This is a genomic window from Streptomyces sp. NPDC048392, assembly GCF_043200575.1.
GTDB lineage: Bacteria > Actinomycetota > Actinomycetes > Streptomycetales > Streptomycetaceae > Streptomyces.
In genome coordinates this window covers 14,571-39,278 of the sequence record NZ_JBICYB010000028.1, presented here as the reverse complement: position 1 = coordinate 39,278, position 24,708 = coordinate 14,571, and the positions used below count along the sequence as shown (strand labels likewise).

Here is a 24,708-nt window from a genome sequence, read left to right as displayed (position 1 = left end):
GGCCGGGCCCGATCACCACAGGAGTGAGCCCACATGGGTATGAAGGACCAGTTCCAGGACAAGGCCGAGCGCATGCAGCAGCAGGGCAAGCAGCAGGGCAAGCAGCGGGCCGAGCAGGCCAAGGACCAGTTCCAGAGCCGCGACCGCCGTCGCGACGAGGACGAGATGGACCCGTCCTCGCGCCGCCGCGAGTCGGACGAGCGGGACCCCTCGCGCCGTCGGGACACGGACGAGCGCTTCGAGGAGAGCTTCGACGCCTGACGCGCCGCCGCTGACGTGAAGGGGCGCCCCCCCGTCGCCGGGAGGGCGCCCTTTCTCGTGCGCGTCCCGGCGTCCCTCTCGCGCGCGTTCCCGGCTCCCCGTTCTCACGTCCTCGGCGGCAGCGGCGGACGGGACCGGTCCGGTACGGCGTCGTAACCGGGCGGCGTGGCGGGCGGGTTGGTCTCCAGCAGTTCCAGCGCCAGCCGGACCGCCTCGTCCAGCATCGTGTAGCGGCCCTCGGCCCAGTCCAGCGGAGTGCGCAGCGCCTCGACGTCGGGGGCGACGCCGTGGTTCTCCACGGACCAGCCGTAGGCGTCGAACCAGGCCGCGTTCATCGGCACCGTGATCACCGTGCCGTCGCCGAGGCGGTGCCGGCCGGTCATGCCGACCACGCCGCCCCAGGTGCGCTGCCCGACCACCGGGCCGAGGCGCAGCAGTTTGAACGCGGCCGTGATCATGTCGCCGTCGGAGGACGTCGCCTCGTCGGCGACCGCGACGACCGGCCCGCGCGGCGCGTCGGAGGTGTACGACACCGGCTGGGCGTCGCGCGTGAGGTCCCAGCCCAGGATGGTGCGGGTCAGCTTCTCGACGACGAGTTCGCTGATGTGGCCGCCCGCGTTGCCGCGCACGTCCACGAGGAGCGCGGGCCGGGACACCTCCATGCGCAGGTCGCGGTTGAACTGCGCCCAGCCGGAGCCGCCCATGTCGGGAATGTGCAGGTAGCCGCACCGCCCGCCGCTCAACTCCCGCACCACCTCGCGGCGTTTGGCCACCCAGTCCTGGTAGCGCAGCGGCCGTTCGTCGACCAGTGGCACGACGGCGACCCGGCGGGACGGTCCCGGGCAGCCCTCGGCCGGTGAGAAGGTCAGCTCCACCGTCGTACCGCCCGCACCGGCCAGCAGCGGGTACGGGCCCAGCACGGGATCGACCGGGCGGCCGTCGACGTGGGTCAGCACGGCGCCGTCGCGAATGCCCGTGCCGGCCAGCGGGGAGCGGGCCCTGGAGTCGGAGGAGTCGCCCGGCAGGATGCGCCTGACCAGCCACCGCCCGTCCCGGCAGGTGAAGTTGGCACCGAGCAGGCCCTGCCGGCGCTGGTAGTGCGCCGGGCCCTCGTTGCGCCGGGCGGCGACCACGTAGGCGTGCGAGGTGCCGAGTTCGCCGAGCACCTCGCGCAGCAGGTCGGCGAACTCGTCGGGGGTGGCGACCCGTTCGACCAGCGGGCGGTACTGGTCCAGTACCGCCTCCCAGTCGATGCCGCACATGCCGGGGTCCCAGAAATGGGCGCGGATCAGGCGGCCCGCCTCGTCGTACGCCTGGCGCCACTCCGCGGCCGGGTCGGCCTCGTGCAGGATGCGGCGCAGGTCGATCCAGGTGGTCGAGTCGCCGTCTCCCACCTCGGTCGCCGGTACGGCGCGCAGGTCGTCCTCGTCGAGTACGACCAGCCGGGTGCCGTCGCCGCTGACCCGGAACCAGTCCAGATGGCCGACCAGTTCGGACTTCCTCGCCTTGGCGAGATCGAAGTGCTCCAGGGTGGGCTGCTCGCTCGGGTCGGCCGGGTTGGCGAAGGTCTCGCCGAGCGCACCCGAGATCGGCCAGCGCAGCCAGACCAGGCCGCCGCCCGCGACGGGGTGCAGCGCCGAGTACTTGGAGGCGGTGACCGGGAACGGTGTCACCCGGTTCTCCAGACCCTCGATCTCGACGGTCACCGTGCCGCCCTCGGCGGGCTCGTTCTCCAGGGGGTCCAGGCCGCCCGCCGCGGGGCGGCCCTCGGGGCTGAGGGCGAAGGGGGAGGGGGTCGCGGAGGACAGCGGTACCAGGTGGGGGCGGCAGCCCAGCGGGAAGGACAGGTCGCCGGTGTGCACGTCGTACACCGGGTCGAAGCCGCGCCAGGACAGGAAGGCGAGGTAGCGGCCGTCCCGGGTGAACACCGGGTTCTCGTCCTCGAAGCGGCCGTTGGTGACGTCGACGACGAGCGTGCCCTCGGGGCCGTCGATCCGGGCCATCCTGATCTGCCGCAGAGAGCGTCCGATGCCCGGGTGCGACCAGGTGAGCCATGTCCCGTCGGGAGAGAAGGCGAGGTCGCGCACGGGGCCGTTGACGGAGCGGATCAGCTCGGTGACGGTGCCTCCGGCGGCCACGGGGCCGGTCGCGGTCCCGGCCGCGGTGCCGGTGTCGTCGGGCCCGGGGGCGTCGGCCGCGGTGCCGTTCGCCGCGGCGCCGGTGACCGGCGGGCCCGCAGCCCTCGCCGGGTCCGCCCTGTCCGCGCCGTCGGTTCCGCCGCACCTCCCGTCAGCCTTCCCGTCGGTCCCTTCAGCCTCGTCGGGCCTGTCTGCCTCGTCGGTCCCTTCAGCCTCGTGAGCCCTGCCTGCTTCGTCGGTCCCTTCAGTGTCATCGGCCCTGCCTGCCCTGCCTGCCGCGTCCGCCGCGTCCGCCGCGTCCGCCGCGTGTGCCGCGTGTGCCGCGTCCGCCGCGTCCAGCGTCGGCGCGACCTCCGCGTCCTGCTCCGCCACGTCGAGGATCAGCAGCCGCCCGTCGTGCGAGGCGACGGCGAGACGTTCGCCCGCCGGGTCCGAGACCAGCTCCAGGACCCGGCCCAGCCGTCCGGAGGCCAGGCGCCGGGCCGCACGGCCGCCGGTCGCCCGGGGCAGGTAGGAGATCTCGACGGCGTCCTCGCCCTCCGCGTCCGTCACGTAGGCGATCCGCCCGCCCGCCCCGAGCATCTCCGGCAGCCGCGCCCTGACCCCCGGGGTGTCGGCGATGGTGCGGGCCGGACCGTCGCGGTGGGTGAGCCAGTACAGGCTGCCGCGTACGACGACGGCGCTCGCGCGGCCCGTCTCGTCGACGGAGACGCCGCCCACGTGCTGGGCCGCGGGCACCTGGTACGTACGCCGTCCCGCGCGCGGGCCGCTCAGCCGCACGTCGAGCCGGCGCGGCACCGAGCCGGGCGCGAGGTCGTCGACGATCCACAGGTCGCCCGCGCACTGGTACACCACCCGGGTGCCGTCGCTCGCCGCGTTGCGGGCGTAGTACGCGTCGTGATCGGTGTGGCGGCGCAGGCCGGAGCCGTCGTGGGCGCAGGAGTAGAGGTTGCCGACGCCTTCGTGGTCGGAGAGGAAGGCGATCCGGCCGCCGACGAACATGGGCGCGGCGAGGTGACCGCCGAGGTCGGGCAGGAGCCGCTGCCCGTGCAGCCAGAGCCGGCCCGTGGCGCCGCCCCGGTAGCGCTTCCAGGCGGCGGGCTCGTGCGGCGGGGTGCCGGTGAGGAGGAGGGATCTGCGCTCGCCGTCGAGGTCGGCGGCCTGGATGTCGGTGACCGGACCCCAGGGCAGCTTGCGGCCGGGATCGCCGTCGGGGGTGACCTTGTAGGCCCAGGTGAGGTGGGAGAACGGCTCGCCGTGCGAGGCGACGGCGAGGACTGCGGTGGTGCCGTCGGGATCGGGAGGCGACCAGCCGCAGACCCGGGTGTCGAGGCTGCCCCAGTGGGTGAGCTGCCGTCCGGGGCCGCCGCCCACCGGCACGAGATGGACCTCCGGGACCAGGGTGCGCCAGCTGGTGTACGCGATGTGCCGGCCGTCGGGGGAGAAGCGCGGATGGCCGGCCTTGGTGCGGTCGACGGTGAGCCGCCAGGCCCGGCCCGGACCGTCGAGGGACGCGAGCCAGAGGTCGTCCTCGGCCACGAAGCACAGCTGGTCGCCACTGAGGTGCGGAAGGCGCAGATAACTCACCCACCCCATGCTTTTCCGGGCACCGGGTACCGGCAACTTATGCGTTGCCGACAACCGTGACCCAGACCACGAACGAAACAGTTTCGTTTCGCTAGTGGCTGGGGTACCTTGGCCGTGTACGAAACGGTGTCGTTCCGACCGGGCGGAACGGAGAGGAGTGGGCGAGATGACGGAGACCGCCACCGCGCGCCGCAGCCGGATCACTCCCGAGCGCGAGGCCGAGTTGTACGAGGCCGTGCTCGACCTGCTCCGGGAAGTCGGCTACGACGCCCTCACCATGGACGCCGTGGCCGCCCGCACCCGGTCCAGCAAGGCGACCCTCTACCGCCAGTGGGGCGGTAAGCCCGAGCTGGTCGTCAAGGCCGTCCGGCACAACAAGCCCGGTTCGATCAGCGACATCGACACCGGCTCGCTCCGCGGTGACCTGCACGCCCTGCTGGTCCGCGAGGACGACTGCACCATGGAGCAGAACTCCGCGCTGATGCGTGGCCTGGCCATGGCACTGCACCAGAATCCGGACCTGCGCCAGGCTTTCCGGGAGCAGCTCATCGAACCGGAGATGGCGGAGGGCCAGAAGGTCCTCCAGCGCGCCGTCGACCGCGGGGAGATCAGACCGGACTGTCCGGCGCTGGACTTCCTGGTCCACATGCTGATCGGCGGATTCGCCACCCGGACGCTGCTGGACGACCAGCCGCCGACGCGGGCCTTCCTCGCCTCCTACCTCGACGCCGTGGTCCTCCCCGCCCTCGGCGTCTCCACCCGCTGACACGTCCCCAACTGAGCCCCACCTGACGTAACCGCTCACGTCGTCGGGCCGATCACCCCTGCCCTGAAGACCCACGACCTGACCGGGAGTACGCCCTCGTGGCCACATTCCTCTACAAACTCGGCCGGCTCGCCTTTCGCCGACGGCACTTCGTCGCCCTGATCTGGGTGGCCCTGCTGACGCTCGCCGGTGTCGGCGCGGCCGGCGCCCCGCCCGCCGGAAACTCCTCCTTCTCCATCCCCGGGACCGAGGCCCAGAAGGCCTTCGACCTGCTGGAACAGCGCTTCCCCGGCCAGAGCGCCGACGGGGCGACCGCACGCGTCGTCTTCAAGGCACCGGCCGGCGAGAAGATGACGGACGCCGGCAACAAGGCGACCGTCACGCAGACCGTCGACGAACTCGCGGACGGCTCCGAGGTCGCCTCGGTCGCCGACCCGTACAAGGGCGACGCCGTCAGCGAGGACGGCACGATCGCCTACGCCTCGGTGAAGTACGACGTCTCCGGCATGGAGCTGGAGGAGTCCACCAAGGACGCCCTGAAGGACGCCGCCCAGCAGGCGCGCGACGCCGGGCTGACCGTCGAGGTCGGGGGTGACGCGCTCCAAGCCGTCCCGGAGACCGGCGCCACCGAGGTCATCGGCATCGCGGTCGCCGCCGTCGTCCTCGTCGTCACCTTCGGCTCACTGGTCGCCGCCGGGCTGCCGCTCCTGACGGCCCTGATCGGCGTGGGCATCGGCGTCTCCTCGATCACCGCGCTGGCGAACGCGCTCGAACTGGGCTCGACCACCTCGATCCTGGCGATGATGATCGGCCTCGCGGTCGGCATCGACTACGCCCTGTTCATCGTCTCCCGCTACCGCGCCGAACTCGCCGAGGGGCGTGAGCGCGAGGAGGCCGCAGGACGGGCGGTCGGCACGGCGGGCTCGGCCGTCGTCTTCGCCGGACTCACGGTCGTCATCGCCCTGGTGGGCCTCGCGGTCGTCAACATCCCGATGCTCACCAAGATGGGCATCGCGGCCGCCGGTACCGTCGCCGTCGCGGTCCTGATCGCCCTGACGCTGATCCCCGCACTCCTCGGCTACGCCGGCCGCAGGGTCAAGCCCGCCGGCGCGAAGAGCAAGCTCCTGGGCCGCTCCCGCAAGGGCACCGAGCAGCCGGAGGGGAAGGCCGGGGGACAGCCCAAGGCCAACCTGGGCACCCGCTGGGCGAGCTTCGTCGTCCGCCGTCCCCTCGCCGTCCTCCTCCTGGGCGTCATCGGCCTCGGCGCCGCCGCGATCCCCGCGTCCTCCCTGGAACTCGGCCTGCCCGACGACGGCTCCCAGCCGACGTCCACGACCCAGCGCCGGGCCTACGACCTGCTGTCGGAGGGCTTCGGCCCCGGCTTCAACGGCCCGCTGATGGTCGTGGTGGACGCCAAGGGCAGCGACGCCCCGAAGGACGCCTTCACCGACGTCGAACAGCAGATCAAGGACCTCGACGGCGTCGTCGCGGTGGCCCCGCCCGCACCCAACAAGGGCGGCGACACCGCGACGATCACCGTGATCCCGGACTCCAAGCCGTCCTCCGCGCAGACCGAGAACCTGGTGCACGCCATCCGTGACGCGGGCGGCGACATCAAGGCGGACACCGGCGCGGAGACCCTGGTCACCGGCTCCACGGCGATGAACATCGACGTCAGCGAGAAGCTCAACGACGCGCTGGTGCCGTACCTGGTCCTGGTCGTCGGCCTGGCCTTCCTCCTCCTCATCGTGGTCTTCCGCTCCATCCTGGTCCCGCTGAAGGCGGCCCTCGGCTTCCTGCTCTCCGTCATGGCGGCCCTCGGCGCGGTCGTCGCGGTCTTCCAGTGGGGCTGGCTGGCCGGCCTGATGGGCGTCGAGGAGACCGGTCCGGTCATGTCGATGATGCCGATCTTCATGGTCGGCGTGGTCTTCGGCCTCGCCATGGACTACGAGGTCTTCCTGGTCACCCGCATGCGAGAGGCATACGTCCACGGCGAGAGGCCCCACCAGGCCGTCGTCACCGGCTTCAAGCACGGCGCACGGGTCGTCACGGCCGCGGCGGTCATCATGATGGCGGTCTTCGCCGGCTTCATCGGCTCCAGCGAGTCGATGGTCAAGATGATCGGCTTCGGCCTCGCGATCGCCGTCTTCTTCGACGCGTTCGTCGTCCGCATGGCCATCGTCCCGGCGGTCCTCGCCCTGCTCGGCAAGAAGGCCTGGTGGCTGCCGAAGTGGCTGGACCGCGCGCTGCCCAACGTGGACGTCGAGGGCGAGGGCCTGCGCACGGCCGACGAGCGGGGCCCGGGCCCCGACGAGGACCGGGAGCTGGTGCGCGCCTGACCCGCCGCCCCCTCTGAGGGGAGGGACGACACAGACCAGCCGGTGAGGGTTCCGTGGGGACGGGGCTGCCCTCACCGGCTTTCCTTGTTCCGAGGCCCCCGACCCGGTCGCGTGCGACTTGCACGTACCGCTACCGTGCCCTCCATGACGACGACCGACGACGCCTCCCACGCCTCCGCCGCCCACCCCCGCTTCGCCGCCGCCCTGCGCGAGCTCGGACTCGGCGACCTGGCCGGACGGGCTCGGCGATTCCCGGAGGCCACGCGCACCGCCACCGAGGCCGCCGCCGCGATCGGGTGCGGGCTGAGCCAGATCTGCAAGTCGCTCGTCTTCGCCGCGGACGGCGCACCCGTACTGATCCTCATGGACGGCGCCTCCCGCGTCGACCTGGACCGGATCCGGCAGGAACTCGGCGCCGAGAAGGTCACGCGTGCCAAGGCCGACGTCGTACGGGAGACGACCGGGTACGCGATCGGCGGGGTGCCGCCCTTCGGGCACCGGACCCGGACGCGGGTGCTCGCCGACCGGTCCCTGCTCGCCCACGAGGTGGTCTGGGCCGCCGCCGGCACGCCGTACGCCGTCTTCCCGATGGAGCCCAAGGACCTCGTCGCCACCGCCGGCGCCGCCCTCGTGGACGTGCGCGAGCGCTCCGAGTGACGCCCCTGGTCACCGCCGCAGTCCTGCTCGCGGCGGTCACCCACGCCGGCTGGAACGCCATCGCCCACCGCGTCCCCGAGGTGGGGGCCGGGCTGATGCCGCACACCGGGTAGTGCGTACGGCCGTGGTGAGGCGCACCCTGGAAGCAGGTGTTCCGGAGGTGATCGTCATGATGCACACCACAGTGGGATGGCATGTCGAGCTGGAGTTCACGGAGGACGACCAGCACACGCGGGCGGTCGCGATGGTGCGGCTCCCCGACGGCACCGAGGTCCGCGCGCACGGCCACGCCAGCCGTCACCGGGTCGACTCGCGGCAGCCACGCGTCGGTGAGGAGGTCGCGGGCGCACGCGCGTTGAACGAGCTGGCGATGCAACTGCTCACCAAGGCGCACGACGAGATCGACGCGGCGTCGGGGAGGACCTCACACCCCATCCACGTCTGAGCCGGCCCGGCCCAGCGACGCCCGCACCGCCCGCACCAGCGCCTGCGCCCGCGGGTCGGCCGTCACGGTCTTGCGGAAGCCGTTGGTGACGTAGCCGAGGGCGACGCCGGTCTCCGGGTCGGCGAAGCCGAGGGAGCCGCCGCGGCCCGGGTGGCCGAAGGAGCCGGGGGCCAGGAACGGGGACGCGCTGCCGTGCAGCATGTAGCCGAGGCCGAAGCGGGTGCCCACCACGAGGACCCGGTCAGGCCCGGCGGACTCCTCGGCGCGGGCCCGCTCCATGGTCGCCGGGTCGAACAGCCGCACGCTCCGCGTCACGCCGTCGACCTCGCCGATCAGCGCCGCGTAGAAGCGGGCCAGCCCGTCGGCCGTCGCGATGCCGTTGGCGGCCGGGAGAGCGGCGGCGCGGTACACCGGGTCGTTCTGCTCGGGGAACGGCGAGATCGCGGCGAAGGCGCGACGGGTGAGGGAGTCCGGATTCCCGTACGCCTCGGTGACCGAACGCTTGGGGCGCAGCCGGGGGCCGTTCCCCGGCCCCGACGGCTCGGGGTCCGCCAGGCGCCCGACCCGACCTGCCCGGCCGGCCGCCTCCTCCGCGGCGGGCAGCCCCACCCACAGGTCGAGGCCCAGCGGCCGGGCGATCTCGTCCGCGATCCACTCCCCGGTGCCCCGGCCGCCCGTCACCCGGCGGACCAGCCCGTCGAGCAGCCAGCCGTAGGTCAGCGCGTGGTAGCCGTGGTCGGTGCCCGGCTCCCAGACGGGGGCCTGGGCGGCGACAACCGCGGGGCCCCGCAGCGGGTCGAGGGCCTCCTCGGGGGTGAGCGGACGGTCCAGGACCGGCAGCCCGGCCCGGTGGTTCAGCACGTGCCGGACCAGCACCCGCTCCTTGCCGTGCGCCTTGAACTCCGGCCAGTACTCGCCCACCGGCGCGTCCAGGTCCAGCTCGCCGCGCCGGTGCAGCAGCAGCGGTACGGCGGCGGCGACGCCCTTGGTCGCCGAGCGGACCACCTGGGCGGTGCCCCGGCGCCACGGCTCGGTGCCGTCGACGTCCCTGGTGCCGCCCCACAGGTCGACGACCTTGCGCCCGTTCCGGTAGACGGCGACGGCCGCGCCCCGGTCGCCGAGCACGGTGAAGTTCCGTGCGAACGCGTCCCTCACCGGCTCGAAGCCCTCGGCCACTGTGCCGTGCACGTCCACGCCCACCTCTGTACGTCCCTTCCGATCGTCCGCGACGGTGGGTGCAACCGTTACCGGCCCGCCGCGATTCCTCGGCCGCGTGTCAGCCGTCCGCCTCCGCCGTCCGCCGTCCGCCGTCCGCCGTCCGCCGTCCGCCGTCCGCCGTCCGCCTCCGCCGTCCGCCGTCCGCCGTCCGCCGTCCGCCGTCCGCCGTCCGCCTCCGCCGTCCGCCTCCGCCGTCCGCCGTCCGCCTTCGCCGTCCGCCTCCGCCGTCCGCCTCCGCCGTCCGCCTTCGCCGTCCGCGCGTCAGCCGGTCGCCCGCGCCGACCGCGGGTCGAAGCCGAAGGGCAGCTCCAGGCGGTGGGCGCGCATCAGCTCGTCGTCCGACAGCAGTTCCCCCGTCGGGCCGTCCGCCGCGATCACGCCGTCACTGAGGACCAGCGCGCGGGGGCACAGCTCCAGGGCATAGGGCAGGTCGTGGGTGACCATCAGGACCGTCACGTCCAGGGAGCGCAGGATGTCGGCGAGTTCGCGGCGGGAGGCCGGGTCGAGGTTGGAGGAGGGCTCGTCCAGGACCAGGATCTCCGGTTCCATGGCGAGTACGGTCGCCACCGCCACCCGGCGCCGCTGGCCGAAGGAGAGGTGGTGCGGGGGGCGCTCCTTGAAGCCGGCCATGCCGACCAGCGTGAGCGCCCGGTCCACGCACGCCTCCAGCTCCGCCCCCCGCACCCCGGCCGCCGCCGGTCCAAAGGCCACGTCCTCGCGCACGGTCGGCATGAAGAGCTGGTCGTCGGGGTCCTGGAAGACGATGCCGACCCGGCGCCGGATCTGAGCCATGTTCCGCTTGTCCACCGGCAGCCCGGCGACGGTGACCGTGCCGGTGCCGCCGGTCAGGATGCCGTTGAGGTGCAGGACCAGGGTCGTCTTGCCCGCGCCGTTCGGCCCGAGCAGCGCGACCCGCTCACCGCGCGCGACGGAGAAGTCCACGCCGAACAGGGCCTGGTGTCCGTCGGGGTAGGCGAAGGCGAGGCCGGAGACGTCGAGGGAAGCGGGCGCGTCGGACACGGGGTCGGTCAAGGGCTCGGTCACAGCGTCCATCCCAGCAGACAGACCACCAGCGCCGCACACGGGAGGGCCAGCGCGTACGACCACTGGGTCCGGGACGCGGTCACCTCGTCGATCACCGGCATCGAACCGGCGTACCCGCGGCTGACCATGGCCAGGTGCACGCGTTCGCCGCGTTCGTAGGAGCGGATGAAGAGGGCCCCGGCGGACTTGGCGAGCACGCCCCAGTGGCGGACGCCGCTCGCCTCGAAGCCCCGTGACTCCCGGGCGATCCGCATCCGCCGCATCTCGTCCGCGATCACGTCGCCGTACCGGATCATGAACGACGCGATCTGCACCAGCAGCGGCGGCAGCCTCAGCCGCTGGAGGCCGAGGAGCAGCGCCCGCAGCTCGGTCGTGGAGGCCAGCAGTACGGAGGCGGCGACGCCCAGCGTGCCCTTGGCCAGGACGTTCCAGGCGCCCCACAGGCCGTTGACGCTCAGCGACATGCCGAGGACGCCGACCCGCTCTCCCTCCGCCACGAAGGGCATCAGCACCGCGAACGCGACGAACGGCACCTCGATCAGCAGCCGCTTGAGCAGGAACCCGGGCGGGACACGGGCCGCGTACGCGACCGCGGCCAGCAGGACGGCGTACAGACCGAAGGCCCACATCGCCTCGCGCGGCGTCGACACCACGACGACCACGAAGGCGAAGGCCGCGGCGAGCTTGGTGTGCGGCGGCAGACCGTGCACGGGGGAGTGCCCGTGCCGGTAGAGCCGGTGTGCGTGGCCCGCGCCCACGTCAGACGGCCGTTTCCGGGCTGCTCGGGGAGGCGTCGTCGCCGCGGCGCCTGCGCACCGCCCAGAACACGGCGCTGCCCGCGACGACGGTGACGCCGACACCGATCACCCCCGCGAGGCCTCCGGACACGCGGGGGTCGGTGATGTCCCTGACGCCGTAGTCGGCGAGCGGGGAATCGGCGTTCGCGTGCTCCTCGGCCTTCTTGTCGATGCCCTTGTCGGAGGCGACCTTCTCCAGGCCGTCCGGGTCGGCGGAGGCGTAGAAGCTGACGAAACCGGCGAGGACCAGCGAGGCGACGAGACCGGCGATCCACACCCCGCGGTGCGAACGGGCGGCGACGGGCGCGGGGGCGGGCCCGGCGTCGGAGGCGTCGGGGACGTCGGGGACGTCGACCAGTTCGCCGTTCACCCGCAGCTTGAGCCGCTGCTGGAGCCCGCGTGCCCCGTACACCAGGTCCGGGCGTACGGCGATGACGGCGCCGACGGTCAGCGCGGTGATCGCGGCCTCGCCGATGCCGATCAGCACGTGCACGCCGATCATCGCGGTGGCGACCTTGCCGATGGAGACGTCGGTGGTGCCGCCGGCCCAGTACAGGAACGTGAAGGCGAGGGCCGCGGCCGGTACGGAGACGAGCGCGGCGACGAAGGAGGCGACGGTGACCGAGCGACGGGTGCGCGGCAGGACCTTCACCAGGCCCCGGAAGAGGGCGTAGGCGACGACCGTGGTGACGATCGCCATGTCGGTGATGTTGACACCGAGCGCGGTCAGGCCGCCGTCGGCGAAGAGGATGCCCTGCATGAGCAGGACGACGGAGACACACAGGACGCCCGTACAGGGCCCCACGAGGATGGCGGCGAGGGCGCCGCCGAGCAGATGTCCGCTGGTCCCCGCGGCGACGGGGAAGTTCAGCATCTGCACCGCGAAGATGAACGCGGCGACCAGCCCCGCCAGGGGCGCGGTCCGTTCGTCCAGCTCACGGCGCGCGCCGCGCAGACTGACCGCGATGGCGCCGGCGGCGACGACTCCGGTCACGGCGGAGGTCGGGGCGTTGATGAATCCGTCAGGTACATGCACGCAACGATGATAGAAGCCACCTGCAAGTCGTTCGCAAGAGCGAGGTGCAGGCCGATCTCACATGTGATGTTCGGCTCACAAGGCGTGAGCCGGGGAATATGGGACATTGGAGAGGGGTGAGGACACACAGCCTCGGTAAGGGTGGCAGAGCGTAAGGGGCGACCCCATGTCCGTAGTCGAGCAGTACGCACGAGCCCACATCCTGACGGACGCGGACCTCCCCGATCAGGACGACGGCGGCGCGACACCCGTCGTCCTGCGCTACGACCCCGGCCTCGACCCCTCGCTGGTGTGCGTCGCCCTGCCCGGCAGGGGCCGCGGGTCCGTCTCCCGCGAGTGGACCTTCTCCCGCGAGCTGCTGGAACAGGGCCTGCGCGCGCCCGCCGGAAGCGGCGCGGTACGGGTGTGGCCGTGCGGGCGGGTGCAGGCCGTGGTCGAGTTCCACTCCCCGCAGGGCTGCTCGGTGGTCCAGTTCGAGACCAAGGCGCTCATCCGGTTCCTGCGCAGCACCCACCAGGCGGCCGCCCAGCCGGTGGCCCACTGAGCCCCCGGCCGCGACCGCGGGAGCGTCAGCTTCCCGCCTTGAGCAGCGCCGCGACGATCGGGCCCGCGGTGTCGCCCCCGTGCCCGCCCTGCTGGACCACGCCCGCCGCGGCCAGGTCGCCCCGGTACGCCGTGAACCAGCCGTTGGGCTTCTCCTGGCCGTCGACCTCGGCCGAACCGGTCTTCGCGCCGACGTCACCGCCGACCCCGGCCATCGCCTCCGCGGCGGTGCCGTAGGCGGCCGTGTACGCCATCAGCTCGCGCAGCTGCGCGAGCGTGGCGCCGGACATCGTGCGGGAGGCGGTGGCGAGCGCCCGCCCGTCGACCGACGGGGCGACCAGGTACGGCTGGTGGAAGCCGCCCGACTTCACGGTCGCCGACACCGACGCCATGTTCAGCGGGTTCATCCGCACGCCGCCCTGGCCGATGAGGGAGGCGGCCATCTGCGCCTTGCTCTGCACCGGCACCGAGCCGTCGAAGGTGGACACGCCGACCGTCCAGTTGTTCATCGACAGGCCGAAGACCTCCTTCGCCTGCCTGGTCAGGTCGTCGTCCGCCAGCTCGGGGGCCTGGCTGATGAAGGCCGTGTTGCAGGAGCGGGCGAAGCTCGCCTTGAAGGTGCCGTCCTTGATCTCGAACTTGTCGTCGTTATGGAACTTCCAGCCGCCGTAACTGAAGTACTTCGGGCACGGGTGCTTCTCGTTCACGGACGCCAGGTCCTTCTCGAGCAGCATCGAGGCCGTGACGACCTTCATGGTGGAGCCGGGGGCCAGTGAGCCCTGGAAGGCGGTGTTGAAGCCGTGCCCGCCGTTGGCGACCGCGAGGATCTCGCCGGTGGAGGCGCGCAGCAGCACCACCGACGCCCGCGCCTTGCCGGCCACCTGCTGCTCGGCGACGCGCTGGAGGGCGGGGTCCAGGGTCGTCCTCAGCGTGCCGGGCGTGCCCTTGCGCAGTTCCAGCAGCGTCTTGTCGGCGGCCCCGTCCGTCTCGGACCCCTTGGTCCCCTCGGACTCCTCGGACCCTTTGGTCCCCTCGGTCCCCTTCGCGTCTTCGGCGGTGCTGCCGCGCACCACGCGCAACTCGATGCCCGGGGTGCCACCGGCCTTCTTGCCGTACTTCTCGCGCAGTCCGTCCAGGACGGTGCCGAGGGACGGGTACTTCGCGGCGGTGATCTCCGCTCCGTCCCGGTCCAGCGCCTTGACCGGCGGGTCACCGGCCTTCCCGGTGACCAGCTTGTCGCCGTCCTTCAGCTCCGGATGGACGACGGCGGCGTGCCAGTCGACGCGGGGCTCGCCGTCGCCGGCCCGGCGGACGACGGTCAGCGCGCTGTCGTACGCCAGTGGTCCCGTCGCCTTGTCGTAGGCGACGGCGGCCTTGACGGAGAACGGGACCTTCGCGCCGGCCGCAGTACCCGCGGTGAAGGTGGCGTCCTTGACGTGGGCGTCCTCGGTGTAGCCGGTGAGCAGGGCCTTCGCGGCCTCGGCGTCGTCCGTCGCGGCGGCCGCGGCGGCCACGTCGCCCCGCTGCCAGGCGGTCAGGAACCGCTGGGCGGCCGTGGAGACCTCGGCCGCCGTCAGGGGGCCCGACCTCGCCTTCTCGTCGGCCGCCGCGGACTTCGTCCTCGTGTCGTCCTCGGTGCCCGCGTCGCCGCCGTACACCGCGTAGACACCGAATCCGGCGCCGGCCACGACCACCGCGGCCACACTGCCGATCACGGCGGGTCTCGTCCTGCGCCGCCCGGTGGCGGCCCTTCTGCTGCCCACTGCTTCCCGTTCCTCCGCGGTGCCCGGTTTCCCGGGGTCCCTCGGTGCCCTCGTTGCCCGATGCTTCCAACGACGGCGACCACAGTAAGGGCATCCGTCAGAGCCGGTCCGTCTCAGCCGCCGGCTCGTAGCACATCTGCGACGATCGGCCCGGCCGCGTCGCCGCCGTGGCCGCCCTCCTCGGTCATCGCCGCCGCCGCGACGTCGTCGCGGAAGCCGGTGAACCAGGCGTTCGAGACCGCCTGCCCGTCGACCTCGGCCGACCCGGTCTTGGCGCCGATGTCGCCGTGGAGCCCGGACATGGCGTTGACGGCGGTGCCCTGGGTGGCGGTGAGCCGCATCATCTGCTTGATCTGGGAGGCGGTGTTCCGCGGCAGCCCCTTGGCGGTGGCGGGCTTGCGGTCGTCCAGGCCGAACGGCACCAGGTAGGGCTGGCGGAACTCACCCGTGATGGCGGTCGCGGTGACCGAGGCCATGTTCAGCGGGTTCATCTGGACCTGGCCCTGCCCGATCGCGTTGGCCGCGCGGTCCGGCCCCGGAGAGGCGGGGACGCTCCCGTCGAAGGAGACGATGCCGGTCTGCCAGTTGTCCTGCCCGAGCCCGAAGCGCTCCTGGGCCTCCCGGGTCAGCGAGGAGTCGCTGATCGGTTTCTCGTCGATGAGCTTGATGAAGCCGGTGTTGCACGAACGCATGAAGGTGTTGGCGAGCGTGGCGCTCTCGTTGGGCTTCATGGTGGTGATGTTGTGGAAGGTCTGGCTCTGCCAGATCGCGGTCTCGGTGCAGGGAGCAGGGCCGTTCATCGAGGTCACACCGTTGTCGATGAGCATGGCGGCCGTGATGATCTTCATCGTGGAACCGGGGGCGACCTTGCCCTGGAAGGCCGCGTTGAAGCCGTCCTTGCGGTTGTTGGCCACGGCCAGCACCTCGCCGGTGCTCGGCTTCACGGCGACCACGGAGGACTCGCCGTACCGCTTCACCGCCTTCTCGGCCGCCGCCTGCACGCTCGCGCTGAGCGTCGTCTCGAGTGTCCCGGGCTTGCCCTCGGTCAAAGTCAGCAGCGGGGTGTCCGGCGCGTTCGAGACCGTGTGCCGGACGGCCAGCTCGACGCCGGGGGTGCCGCCCGCCCGGGCGCCGTACTTCTCCCGGAGCGTCGCGATGACCGGGCCCAGCGAGGGGTACTTCTCCTTGCTCAGCACGGCGCCGTTCCGCCCGACGGCCTCGATCTGCGGGGTCGCCGACTCCTCGGTGACCAGGGTGTCCCCGTCCTTCAGGTCGGGGTGGACGACGGACGGTTCCCAGTCCACCAGTGCCCGCCCGCTGGTCTCACCGCGCACCACCGTGAGCCTGCTCTTGTACGTCAGCGGCTTGGCCGCGCCCTCGTACGACACCCTGGCCTTCACCGTGAACGGCACGGAGGTGCCTGCCGCCGTGCCCGGCGTGATCTCGACGCCGGTGATGTGCGCGTCCTCGCCGTAGGCCGTCAGCAGCGTCCCGGCGATCGAGGCGTTGTTGGTGTACGACGCGGCGGTCGTCGCGTCGCCCTTCTCCCAGGCCGTGAAGAACTTCTCCGTCGTCTCCCCGACCTCGTCCCCGCTCGGCGGACCGCTCTTGGCCGACGAACCCGCGGGCCCCGAGCCCCCGTCGCCGTTCAGCGCCGACACCACGTTGTAGGTGCCGTACCCGGCACCGCCCACCATCGCGGCGCACACTCCGCCTATGACGGCGGCCTTCACCCCCCTGCCCATCGGCAGTCTCCCTCCCCGTCGGACCTTCCGCCCGCCTTCTTGAACACGTTCAGAAGTAGTTGGAGCAGCAGTCTAGGTGCCGGGAGTGGCCGGCGGTACGGCTGTGTCCGTTTGGTGGCCCAAAGGAGACCCGGCGGGGTGTGGTGGGCCCGGACAGGCAGGGCGCGAGAGGGCCCGTCGGCCTTCCGCCGGCCGACGGTTGGTCACCGGCCCGTCCTTCGGGCCGCCTGTTGCCCCGCGACGGCTGCGGCGACGGAGGCGTGAAGGCCGGGTCCCGGCCGGTGAGGACCCGACCGCGGAACTCCTCCACGAGGCGGACACCGGAGAGGCCGGCGGAATCGGCATGGTTGATCTCGCGGGCAGCGTTCCGCCGTTTGCCGGGCAACAGCCCCCTCGTCCGCCCCCTGCCTCACCGCCTACGAGCGCGGCGAGAAGGCCCGTGTCCAGCGCCTGCGCCGCGACCTCCTCCGGTGTGCCGCCTATGGCGTCGACCTCGACACCCGTGACGTCCACTCATGCTCGGCGGTGGCGTCCTGAGCGCCGAGGCGGACCGCGTGCGGCTCCTGCCGTGCACGGGTGTCCACGGGCGCACCGCGCTGCTTCTCACGGACGGTGACGGGCCCGTTTCCCGGCTCGCCGACTACATGGAAGCGGTGCAACTCGGCTTGGGGGAGCGGCTGCTCGGCAGGGCACGGGAAGTGCTGGAGGAGCAGCGGCCGGGGGCCGGGGAACCGCGTCTCCTGACCGGTCGGTTGACGGACGCGCTTGCGGATGCCCTGCTCAGCCGGGTCGCGTGGCGTTGCCTGGGGGAGCGGGGCGGGGCCCGGGGGACGGAACCGCACCGGAACCGCGTGCCTACGGCCTGCTCCCCCTCCCCGGCCGGGATCTCGCCTCGGCCCGAGCCGCGCACGGCACCACGTCCGTGACACATGCCGGTCGCGGGGTCTGCCGACCGGTACGACGGACGACCTCGTGGCCGTCACCGGCGAACTGGTCGCCAACGCCCTGGAGCACACGGACAGCCGTACCGTCACGACCACCTGCGCCCTCACCGCCGAGACGGTCACGGTCGGCGTGACCGACGACGGCCGGAGGGGCGGTACGCCGGTGATCCCCGCGTCGGCCGGTACGCGCGAGTCGGAGTCGGAGTCGGAACACGGGCGAGGTCTGTTGATCACCGCTGCGCCGGCCGCCCGGTGGGGAACGCGGCGGACGGGCGGAGCGCTGACGGTCTGGGCCGAGGACGGCGTCGGGGCCGTGGCGGGCGCCCCGGCCGGTTTCGGGTGAGCGGGGACTCGTGCCACGACCGACGGGTTGCGGCCCCGTGCTCCTCGGGCGGCCCTGTGCGGCACTCGGCATCGATCGGGCCGTCCGAGGGTACCGGCGCCCTGGTGAGCGCACTGGTGACACCCTGGCGCTCGGGAGACTGTGGAACCGCCGGAGCCCGACGCGCGCCGGCTGTGGTCCGTAGAAACGTGCGCAGTAAGGCGCTTACTGTCATCGCCTCGCTCATGTGAGCGCGCGAAGGACAGTGGTGCGTGGAGTGCTCACGTGCGGCGAGGCACCCGGGAGTGGCGGGGCGCGGTCCGGGGCCGGTCTGCGGGAGAAGGCGGGCGGCGACCGCCACCGCCCCGAGAACGAGCACGAGGGCACCACACGCCGCCGTGCCCTCACGACGTCACTGCCCGGCCAGACCCCGGCCAGACCCCGGCCGAACCCCTGGCCCAGACCCCAGCTAGACCCACGTGTCGAGCCACATACGGGCCCGCCAGTCGTCCATCGGGATCGCCGTGCCCGTGTACAAGGGCCAGAAGTAGATGAAGTTCCAGGCGATGAGCAGCACCAGGACGCCCGCGCCCGTCGCCCCCGCGACCCGGCGGGTGTCGCCGCAGCCCGGGCGGCCGATGATCGCCCCCAGCAGCATCGCCACCGCGAGGCACAGGAACGGGACGAAGACGACGGCGTAGAAGATGAAGATCGTGCGCTCCTGGTACAGGAACCAGGGCAGGTACCCGGCCGCGATGCCGCAGGCGATGGCGCCCGCGCGCCAGTCGCGGCGGAAGACCCAGCGCCACAGGACGTACAGGAGCGCGAAGCAGCCCACCCACCAGAGGAACGGCGTGCCCAGGGCCAGGACCTCGCGGGCGCACTTCTCGCCCGCGTCGACGGGGCAGCCGTCCGAGCCCGCCGACGGCGACTCGTAGAAGTAGGAGACCGGGCGGCCCAGGACGATCCAGCTCCAGGGGTTCGACTGGTACGTGTGCGGCGAGGTGAGGTGGGTGTGGAACTCGAGGACCTGCGTCTCGTAGTGCCACAGGCTGCGCCACCAGTCGGGGAAGAGCCACGACCAGGAGCTGTTCGCGCCGTCCTTCGCCGCCCAGTCGCGGTAGTAGCCGCCGCCGCCGTCGGAGGGGGAGAGGATCCAGCCCAGCCAGGACAGGACGTAGGTGGCCAGCGCGACCGGGACCGTGGACAGGAACGCCCAGCCCAGGTCGTGCCTCAGCACGGCCAGATGCGGGCGGTGGGCGCCCGCGACGCGGCGGGAGCCGACGTCCCACAGCACGGCCATCACACAGAAGGCGACCATGATGTACAGGCCGTTCCACTTGGTGGCCGCCGCCAGGCCCAGCATCAGGCCCGCCGCGAGCCGCCAGGGGCGCCACCCGAGCCGGAGGGTCTCGGCGACGCGCGCGTCCGGGCGGACGCGGCCGTCCTCGTCCACCGGCAGCGCGGCGGCGAGTTTCTCCCTGACCCTGTCGCGGTCGACGACCAGGCAGCCGAAGGCGGCCAGTACGAAGAACATCAGCACGCTGTCCAGCAGCGCGGTGCGGCTCATCACGAAGTGCAGCCCGTCCACCGCCATCAGCGCGCCGGCCAGGCACCCCAGGAACGTGGAGCGGAACAGCCGGCGCCCGATCCGGCACAGCAGCAGCACCGACACCGTGCCGAGCAGGGCCGTCATGAACCGCCAGCCGAACGGGTCGAACCCGAACATCAGCTCGCCGAGACCGATGACGTACTTGCCGACCGGCGGGTGCACGACGTACGCCGCGTCGGCCGGGATCGGGACGTGCCCGCCCGAGTTCAGGATCAGGTCGTTGGCGTTCTTGTCCCAGTTGACCTCGAACCCGCGGTGGACCAGCGCCCACGCGTCCTTGGCGTAGTACGTCTCGTCGAATATCACCGCCTTCGGGCTGCCCAGGTTCCAGAACCTCAGCACACCCGCGAGCAGCGCCACCAGCAGCGGCCCGCCCCAGGCCGACCAGCGCACGATCCGGTCGGCCGGCGCCTTGGCGAGGCCCAGGAAGGCCCACAGGCGGGGGCCGGGACTCGTGTACGGCGGCACCAGCCGGTCGCGTACGTCGTCGGCCGCGGGCCCCGCCGTGTAGCCGAAGCGGCGCAGCCGCTGCTGCCAGGTGGGCCGCTCGTCGCGCGGGGCCTGGCCCTGCCGGGTGTCCGTGGAGGACGCGGTACTGGTCACCGCGCCATCGTAGGGAACCGCGCTGTGCACGTCCCGCGCACGGCCCTCACCGATGGGCCGGACGCGTCCTCCCGGCAGGACGTGGCGGGAGGTCCGCCCGTCCCTGGGAGGATGGGGGAGTGACTGGAACCCTTGTACTGGCGGGCACCCCCATCGGCGACGTCCAGGACGCCCCGCCACGGCTCGCCGCGGAACTGGCCGGCGCGGACGTCGTCGCCGCCGAGGACACCCGGCGGCTGCGCCGGCTCACCCAGGCGCTCGGCGTCGCCCCCACGGGGCGTGTCGTGTCCTACTTCGAGGGCAACGAGTCCGCCCGTACGCCCGAACTCGTCGAGGAACTGGCGGGCGGTGCGCGGGTGCTGCTGGTCACCGACGCCGGGATGCCCTCGGTGTCCGACCCCGGCTACCGGCTGGTCGCCGCCGCCGTCGAGCGAGGCGTCCGCGTCACCGCCGTCCCCGGCCCGTCCGCCGTGCTCACCGCGCTCGCCCTGTCCGGGCTGCCGGTCGACCGGTTCTGCTTCGAGGGCTTCCTGCCCCGCAAGGCCGGCGAGCGGCTGACCCGGCTGCGCGAGGTCGCCCAGGAGCGCCGGACCCTCGTCTACTTCGAGGCCCCGCACCGTCTCGACGACACCCTCGCCGCCATGGCCGAGGTCTTCGGCGCCGACCGGCGGGCCGCCGTCTGCCGGGAGCTGACCAAGACGTACGAGGAGATCAGGCGCGGCGGACTGGGCGAGCTGGCCGCGTGGGCCGCCGAGGGGGTGCGCGGCGAGATCACCGTCGTCGTCGAGGGCGCCCCGGAGAAGGGACCCGGGGAACTCGGCGCCGAGGAGCTGGTGCGCAGGGTGCGGGTGCGCGAGGAGGCGGGGGAGCGGCGCAAGGAGGCGATCGCCGCGGTGGCCGCCCAGGTGGGCGTGCCCAAGCGGGAGGTGTTCGACGCGGTGGTGGCGGCCAAGAACGCGGGGGTCTGACGGTCTGCCCTTGACCCGGCCCTGACCTTGCGGGCCCTTGGGCCAAGGGCGGCCCAAATCGCCCCAAATACTCGGCCGCACCCGGTGCTTTCCCGCTGGTGGAGGAGTCCACTGGAGGAAGGAGAGAGCGAACCGAAGGAGCCGGGATGAGCATGAGTGAGAGCGCCGCACCGACCGGAACGCGTGCCGGTGCCACCGCCGTCGTCCACGAGTCGTACTCCTTCGCCTGCATGCGCTGCGGGCACGGCTGGGAGCAGTCGTTCGAGATCGAGCACCACACGGACGCCGACGGCCACGCATTCGTGCTCTACGTCGCGGACGGCCGCGTCGTCCCCTCTCCGCTGACCCGGCCGACCTGTGCCAACTGCGACAACCACGTCGTACGGATCATGCGCCCGGGCCGGGTCGCCTCGGTGCGCGACACCACGCACGGGGTCCATCGGGTGCCGCCTGCCGGTCCCCTGCAGGTGCCGCAGGTTCCCGAGGTGCCGGGGCCGCGCGCGCCGGGACTCTCCGACGAAGGCCGCCACTGGCACCTGAGCGACCTGCTGCACGCCCTCCACCTCCACCGCAAGGCGAGCTGACCCCTCCGGGGCCGCACGGGAGCTTCCGTAGGATCGGAGGCATGCCTTCGAACGCCTCGGGCCGGTCCGACAAGAACGACGCGCCCCCGCTCCCCGAGCCCCTCCGGGTCCCCGTCGCCGACTCGCACACCCACCTCGACATGCAGTCCGGCACGGTCGAGGAGGCGCTCGCCAAGGCCGCGTCGGCCGGCGTCACGACCGTCGTCCAGGTCGGCTGCGACCTCGCCGGGTCCCGCTGGGCGGCCGAGACCGCGGCGGCACACGACGCCGTGCACGCCACCGTCGCCCTGCACCCCAACGAGGCGCCGCGCATCGTGCACGGGGATCCCGACGGCTGGTCGAGGCAGGGCGCTCGGCAGCCCGGCGGTGACGCGGCGCTCGACGACGCCCTCGCGGAGATCGACCGGCTCGCGGCGCTGCCGCAGGTCAAGGGCGTCGGCGAGACCGGCCTCGACCACTTCCGCACCGGCCCCGAGGGCAAGGACGCGCAGGAGCGCTCCTTCCGCGCCCACATCGAGATCGCCAAGCGGCACGGCAAGACCCTCGTCATCCACGACCGCGACGCCCACACCGACGTCCTGCGCGTGCTCAAGGAAGAGGGCGCCCCCGAGCGCACCGTCTTCCACTGCTACTCCGGCGACGCGGACATGGCCGAGACCTGCGCACGCGCCGGGTACTACCTGTCCTTCGCGGGCAACGTCACCTTCAAGAACGCCCAGAACCTGCGCGACGCCCTCGCCGTCGCCCCGCCGGAGCTGGTCCTGGTGGAGACCGACGCGCCCTTCCTGACGCCGGTGCCCTACCGGGGGCGGCCGAACGCGCCCTACCTGGTGCCGGTCACGGTGCGCGCCATGGCGGCCGTCCGGGGCGTCGACGAGGACACCCTGGCGACCGCCCTCGCCGCGAACACGGCCCGCGCCTTCGCGTACTGAGCGACGGTACGCCACGCTGCGTAGCGGCGCCGCTTTGGAGAGTGACGACCACTCCGCTAGGTTCTGGTGGCCCGATCCGGACCCCTGGAGCGTGTCGGCGTGAGCAGAACGCAGTTCGAGCCATCAGAGGCATACACGGCGTACGCGGCATACACGGCGTACGACGAGGCGTACGCGGCATACACGGCGTACGAGGCGTACGAGGCGTACCCGGCGTACGGCCACCTCGCACCGTACGACCTGCACAGCGCGCCGACCCTCCCCTACGGCGACACCTACCGGCCCGCCCACGAGCCGACCGTCCCCGCGCTGCCCCGGCAGGGCGCGCCGCGGACGCCGCCGGTGCGCGCGCCGGGTGACGGGCGGGCCGAGCGCCGGCGCCGGGCGCGGTGCGCGGGGCGCGCGGACAGCTCCCTGCGCCGGCTGCTGCCGCGGGCGCTGGTGGTGGCGTTCCTGGCGGGCGGAACCACCGCCTTCGTCGCCCAGGACAAGGCGGTCGAGCTGACCGTCGACGGCACCCCGCGCACCCTGCACACCTTCGCCGACGACGTGACCCAACTGCTCGCCGAGCAGGGGGTCCAGGTGGGCGCCCACGACGTGATCGCGCCGGCCCCCGGCACCCCGCTGACCAGCGGCGAAGACGTCACCGTCCGCTACGGTCGGCCGGTCCTGCTCACCCTCGACGGCCACCGCCGCCAGGTGTGGACGACCGCGGAGACGGTGGACGGGGCCCTGCGCCGGCTCGGCGTACGGACCGAGGGCGCGTACCTGTCCACCGAGGGCTCCCGGCGCATCGGCCGGGAGGGCCTCGCCCTGGTGGTGCGGACCGAACGGGTGGTGACCGTCATGGCGGACGGCCGGGCCCGCGCCGTCCGCACCAACGCCGCGACCGTGCGGGAGGCCGTCGAGGAGGCCGGCATCACCCTGCGCGGCGAGGACACCACCTCCGTCCCCGCGACCGCCTTCCCGCGCGACGGCCAGACCGTCACGGTGCTGCGGATCACCGGGTCCCAGGAGGTCCGCGAGGACCCGATCCCCTTCGAGGCGCGACGGGCGGAGGACGCCTCCCTCTACCGGGGCACGGAGGTCGTCCGGCAGGCGGGCCGACCCGGGCTGCGGCGCACCACGTACGCCCTGCGCACCGTCAACGGCGTCCGGCAGAAGCCCCGCCGGCTGCGTACCGAGGTGGTGCGCGAGCCCAGCCCGCAGATCGTGCTGGTCGGCACCCGGCCCCGGCCGACGTCCGTCCAGGGTGCCGACCACCTGAACTGGCAGGGCCTGGCCGCCTGCGAGTCGGGCGGCCGCCCGGGGGCCGTCGACCCGTCGGGGACGTACGGGGGGCTCTACCAGTTCGACACCGCCACCTGGCACGGCCTCGGCGGTGAGGGCCGCCCCGAGGACGCCCCGGCCGCGGAGCAGACGTACCGCGCGAAGAAACTGTACGTACGCAGTGGCGCCAGTGCCTGGCCGCACTGCGGTGCCCGACTGAGGGGCTGACCGCCCCGGCTACTCTTGCGGGGTGAGCAGCCCCACCCCCGACGCCCTCCTGGGTCCCGCCGACATCCGTGAACTCGCGGCAGCCCTCGGCGTACGCCCCACCAAGCAGCGCGGCCAGAACTTCGTCATCGACGCCAACACGGTCCGCCGTGTCGTCCGCACCGCCGAGGTACGCCCCGACGACGTGGTGGTCGAGGTGGGACCGGGCCTCGGCTCGCTCACCCTGGCCCTGCTGGAGGCCGCCGACCGGGTCACCGCCGTCGAGATCGACGACGTACTCGCCGGTGCCCTGCCCGCCACCGTCGCCGCCCGGATGCCCGGGCGCGCCGACCGGTTCGCGCTCGTGCACTCCGACGCGATGCGGGTGACCGGGATCCCGGGCCCCGCCCCGACCGCGCTGGTCGCCAACCTGCCGTACAACGTGGCCGTGCCCGTCCTCCTGCACATGCTCGACACCTTCCCGAGCATCGAGCGGACCCTCGTCATGGTGCAGGCCGAGGTCGCCGACCGGCTCGCCGCGGGACCCGGCTCGAAGGTGTACGGCGTGCCGTCCGTGAAGGCGAACTGGTACGCCGAGGTGCGCCGGGCCGGCTCCATCGGCCGCAACGTCTTCTGGCCGGCGCCCAACGTCGACAGCGGGCTCGTGTCACTCGTCCGGCGGACCGAGCCGGTGAAGACCACCGCCTCCAGGCGCGAGGTCTTCGCCGTCGTCGACGCCGCGTTCGCCCAGCGCCGCAAGACCCTGCGGGCCGCGCTCGCCGGATGGGCGGGCTCGGCCGCCGCCGCCGAGGCCGCGCTCGTCGGCGCGGGCGTGTCACCGCAGGCGCGCGGGGAGGCACTGACCGTGGAAGAGTTCGCGCGTATCGCAGAGTGCCGTATCGCAGAGTGACGTATCGCCGAGCGTCGT

Annotated in this window: 20 protein-coding genes and 1 pseudogene; 13 read left to right on the top strand and 8 right to left on the bottom strand. The window is 73.0% G+C overall.

The features are described 5' to 3' along the window. The first annotated feature begins 33 nt into the window (after positions 1–33). Positions 34–261: a hypothetical protein gene (locus ACGFYH_RS28400; protein WP_393806027.1), complete on the top strand. Its 228-nt coding sequence runs from the start codon at positions 34–36 to the stop codon at positions 259–261. Between the two features lie 104 nt (positions 262–365). On the opposite strand, the gene ACGFYH_RS28395 is transcribed toward ACGFYH_RS28400, so the two are convergent. Next, positions 366–3,995, bottom strand: a complete 3,630-nt coding sequence (locus ACGFYH_RS28395; protein WP_393806026.1) for a S41 family peptidase — start codon at positions 3,993–3,995, stop codon at positions 366–368. A gap of 157 nt (positions 3,996–4,152) precedes the next feature. On the opposite strand from ACGFYH_RS28395, the gene ACGFYH_RS28390 reads away from it, so the two are divergent. The 5 genes and pseudogenes from ACGFYH_RS28390 to ACGFYH_RS28370 all read left to right on the top strand — a co-directional run bounded on the left by ACGFYH_RS28390 (position 4,153) and on the right by ACGFYH_RS28370 (position 8,193). Beyond that, entirely contained in the window at positions 4,153–4,752 is a 600-nt protein-coding gene (locus ACGFYH_RS28390) for a TetR/AcrR family transcriptional regulator (RefSeq protein ID WP_393806025.1), read from the top strand. Between the two features lie 98 nt (positions 4,753–4,850). Beyond that, entirely contained in the window at positions 4,851–7,091 is a 2,241-nt protein-coding gene (locus tag ACGFYH_RS28385) for an MMPL family transporter (protein ID WP_393806024.1), read from the top strand. Positions 7,092–7,235: 144 nt separating this feature from the next. Next, positions 7,236–7,748 carry a YbaK/EbsC family protein gene (locus tag ACGFYH_RS28380; protein WP_393806023.1) on the top strand — a complete coding sequence of 171 codons (513 nt, stop codon included), beginning with the start codon at positions 7,236–7,238 and terminating at the stop codon, positions 7,746–7,748. Next, positions 7,745–7,828 (top strand): annotated as a pseudogene (locus ACGFYH_RS28375) (EamA family transporter); the annotation flags it as partial. The gene ACGFYH_RS28380 and the pseudogene ACGFYH_RS28375, both read left to right, overlap by 4 nt. A gap of 89 nt (positions 7,829–7,917) precedes the next feature. Then, positions 7,918–8,193, top strand: a complete 276-nt coding sequence (locus ACGFYH_RS28370) for a DUF1876 domain-containing protein (RefSeq protein WP_003975653.1) — start codon at positions 7,918–7,920, stop codon at positions 8,191–8,193. On the opposite strand, the gene ACGFYH_RS28365 is transcribed toward ACGFYH_RS28370, so the two are convergent. From ACGFYH_RS28365 to ACGFYH_RS28350, 4 genes are all read right to left on the bottom strand, one after another. Next, the gene (locus ACGFYH_RS28365) at positions 8,173–9,387 is read right to left on the bottom strand and encodes a serine hydrolase domain-containing protein (RefSeq protein ID WP_393806022.1); all 1,215 of its coding nucleotides are present in this window, start codon (positions 9,385–9,387) and stop codon (positions 8,173–8,175) included. The genes ACGFYH_RS28370 and ACGFYH_RS28365 overlap by 21 nt on opposite strands. 285 nt (positions 9,388–9,672) lie before the next feature. Next, a complete protein-coding gene (locus tag ACGFYH_RS28360; protein ID WP_393806021.1) occupies positions 9,673–10,464 on the bottom strand; it encodes an energy-coupling factor ABC transporter ATP-binding protein in 792 nt (263 codons plus the stop codon). After that, positions 10,452–11,213, bottom strand: coding sequence for a cobalt ECF transporter T component CbiQ (cbiQ, locus tag ACGFYH_RS28355; protein ID WP_393806020.1), 762 nt, complete (start codon positions 11,211–11,213; stop codon positions 10,452–10,454). The genes ACGFYH_RS28360 and cbiQ overlap by 13 nt, the downstream gene beginning before the upstream one ends. Before the next feature lies 1 nt (position 11,214). Then, entirely contained in the window at positions 11,215–12,288 is a 1,074-nt protein-coding gene (locus ACGFYH_RS28350) for an energy-coupling factor ABC transporter permease (RefSeq protein WP_393806019.1), read from the bottom strand. A gap of 166 nt (positions 12,289–12,454) precedes the next feature. Between ACGFYH_RS28350 and ACGFYH_RS28345 the strand changes: the two genes are divergently transcribed. After that, the gene (locus ACGFYH_RS28345) at positions 12,455–12,832 is read left to right on the top strand and encodes an SsgA family sporulation/cell division regulator (RefSeq protein WP_393806018.1); all 378 of its coding nucleotides are present in this window, start codon (positions 12,455–12,457) and stop codon (positions 12,830–12,832) included. A gap of 25 nt (positions 12,833–12,857) precedes the next feature. On the opposite strand, the gene ACGFYH_RS28340 is transcribed toward ACGFYH_RS28345, so the two are convergent. After that, positions 12,858–14,594 (bottom strand): penicillin-binding transpeptidase domain-containing protein, encoded by a 1,737-nt coding sequence (locus tag ACGFYH_RS28340; protein ID WP_393806017.1) that lies wholly within the window; start codon positions 14,592–14,594, stop codon positions 12,858–12,860. Positions 14,595–14,707: 113 nt separating this feature from the next. Next, positions 14,708–16,339, bottom strand: a complete 1,632-nt coding sequence (locus ACGFYH_RS28335) for a penicillin-binding transpeptidase domain-containing protein (protein WP_393806016.1) — start codon at positions 16,337–16,339, stop codon at positions 14,708–14,710. 771 nt (positions 16,340–17,110) lie between these two features. On the opposite strand from ACGFYH_RS28335, the gene ACGFYH_RS28330 reads away from it, so the two are divergent. Further along, positions 17,111–17,626 carry an ATP-binding protein gene (locus ACGFYH_RS28330; RefSeq protein ID WP_393806015.1) on the top strand — a complete coding sequence of 172 codons (516 nt, stop codon included), beginning with the start codon at positions 17,111–17,113 and terminating at the stop codon, positions 17,624–17,626. Positions 17,627–18,074: 448 nt separating this feature from the next. On the opposite strand, the gene ACGFYH_RS28325 is transcribed toward ACGFYH_RS28330, so the two are convergent. Continuing rightward, entirely contained in the window at positions 18,075–19,820 is a 1,746-nt protein-coding gene (locus tag ACGFYH_RS28325) for a dolichyl-phosphate-mannose--protein mannosyltransferase (protein WP_393806014.1), read from the bottom strand. Positions 19,821–19,939: 119 nt separating this feature from the next. On the opposite strand from ACGFYH_RS28325, the gene rsmI reads away from it, so the two are divergent. The 5 genes from rsmI (at position 19,940) to rsmA (ending at position 24,690) form a co-directional block, all read left to right on the top strand. Beyond that, the gene (gene rsmI / locus ACGFYH_RS28320; protein ID WP_393806013.1) at positions 19,940–20,788 is read left to right on the top strand and encodes a 16S rRNA (cytidine(1402)-2'-O)-methyltransferase; all 849 of its coding nucleotides are present in this window, start codon (positions 19,940–19,942) and stop codon (positions 20,786–20,788) included. Positions 20,789–20,940: 152 nt separating this feature from the next. Continuing rightward, positions 20,941–21,372 (top strand): hypothetical protein, encoded by a 432-nt coding sequence (locus ACGFYH_RS28315; protein WP_393806012.1) that lies wholly within the window; start codon positions 20,941–20,943, stop codon positions 21,370–21,372. Between the two features lie 41 nt (positions 21,373–21,413). Then, positions 21,414–22,304, top strand: coding sequence for a TatD family hydrolase (locus ACGFYH_RS28310; protein ID WP_393806011.1), 891 nt, complete (start codon positions 21,414–21,416; stop codon positions 22,302–22,304). Between the two features lie 99 nt (positions 22,305–22,403). Beyond that, entirely contained in the window at positions 22,404–23,801 is a 1,398-nt protein-coding gene (locus ACGFYH_RS28305; RefSeq protein WP_393806010.1) for a ubiquitin-like domain-containing protein, read from the top strand. Positions 23,802–23,823: 22 nt separating this feature from the next. Beyond that, the gene (gene rsmA / locus ACGFYH_RS28300) at positions 23,824–24,690 is read left to right on the top strand and encodes a 16S rRNA (adenine(1518)-N(6)/adenine(1519)-N(6))-dimethyltransferase RsmA (RefSeq protein WP_393806009.1); all 867 of its coding nucleotides are present in this window, start codon (positions 23,824–23,826) and stop codon (positions 24,688–24,690) included. Positions 24,691–24,708: the final 18 nt, after the last annotated feature.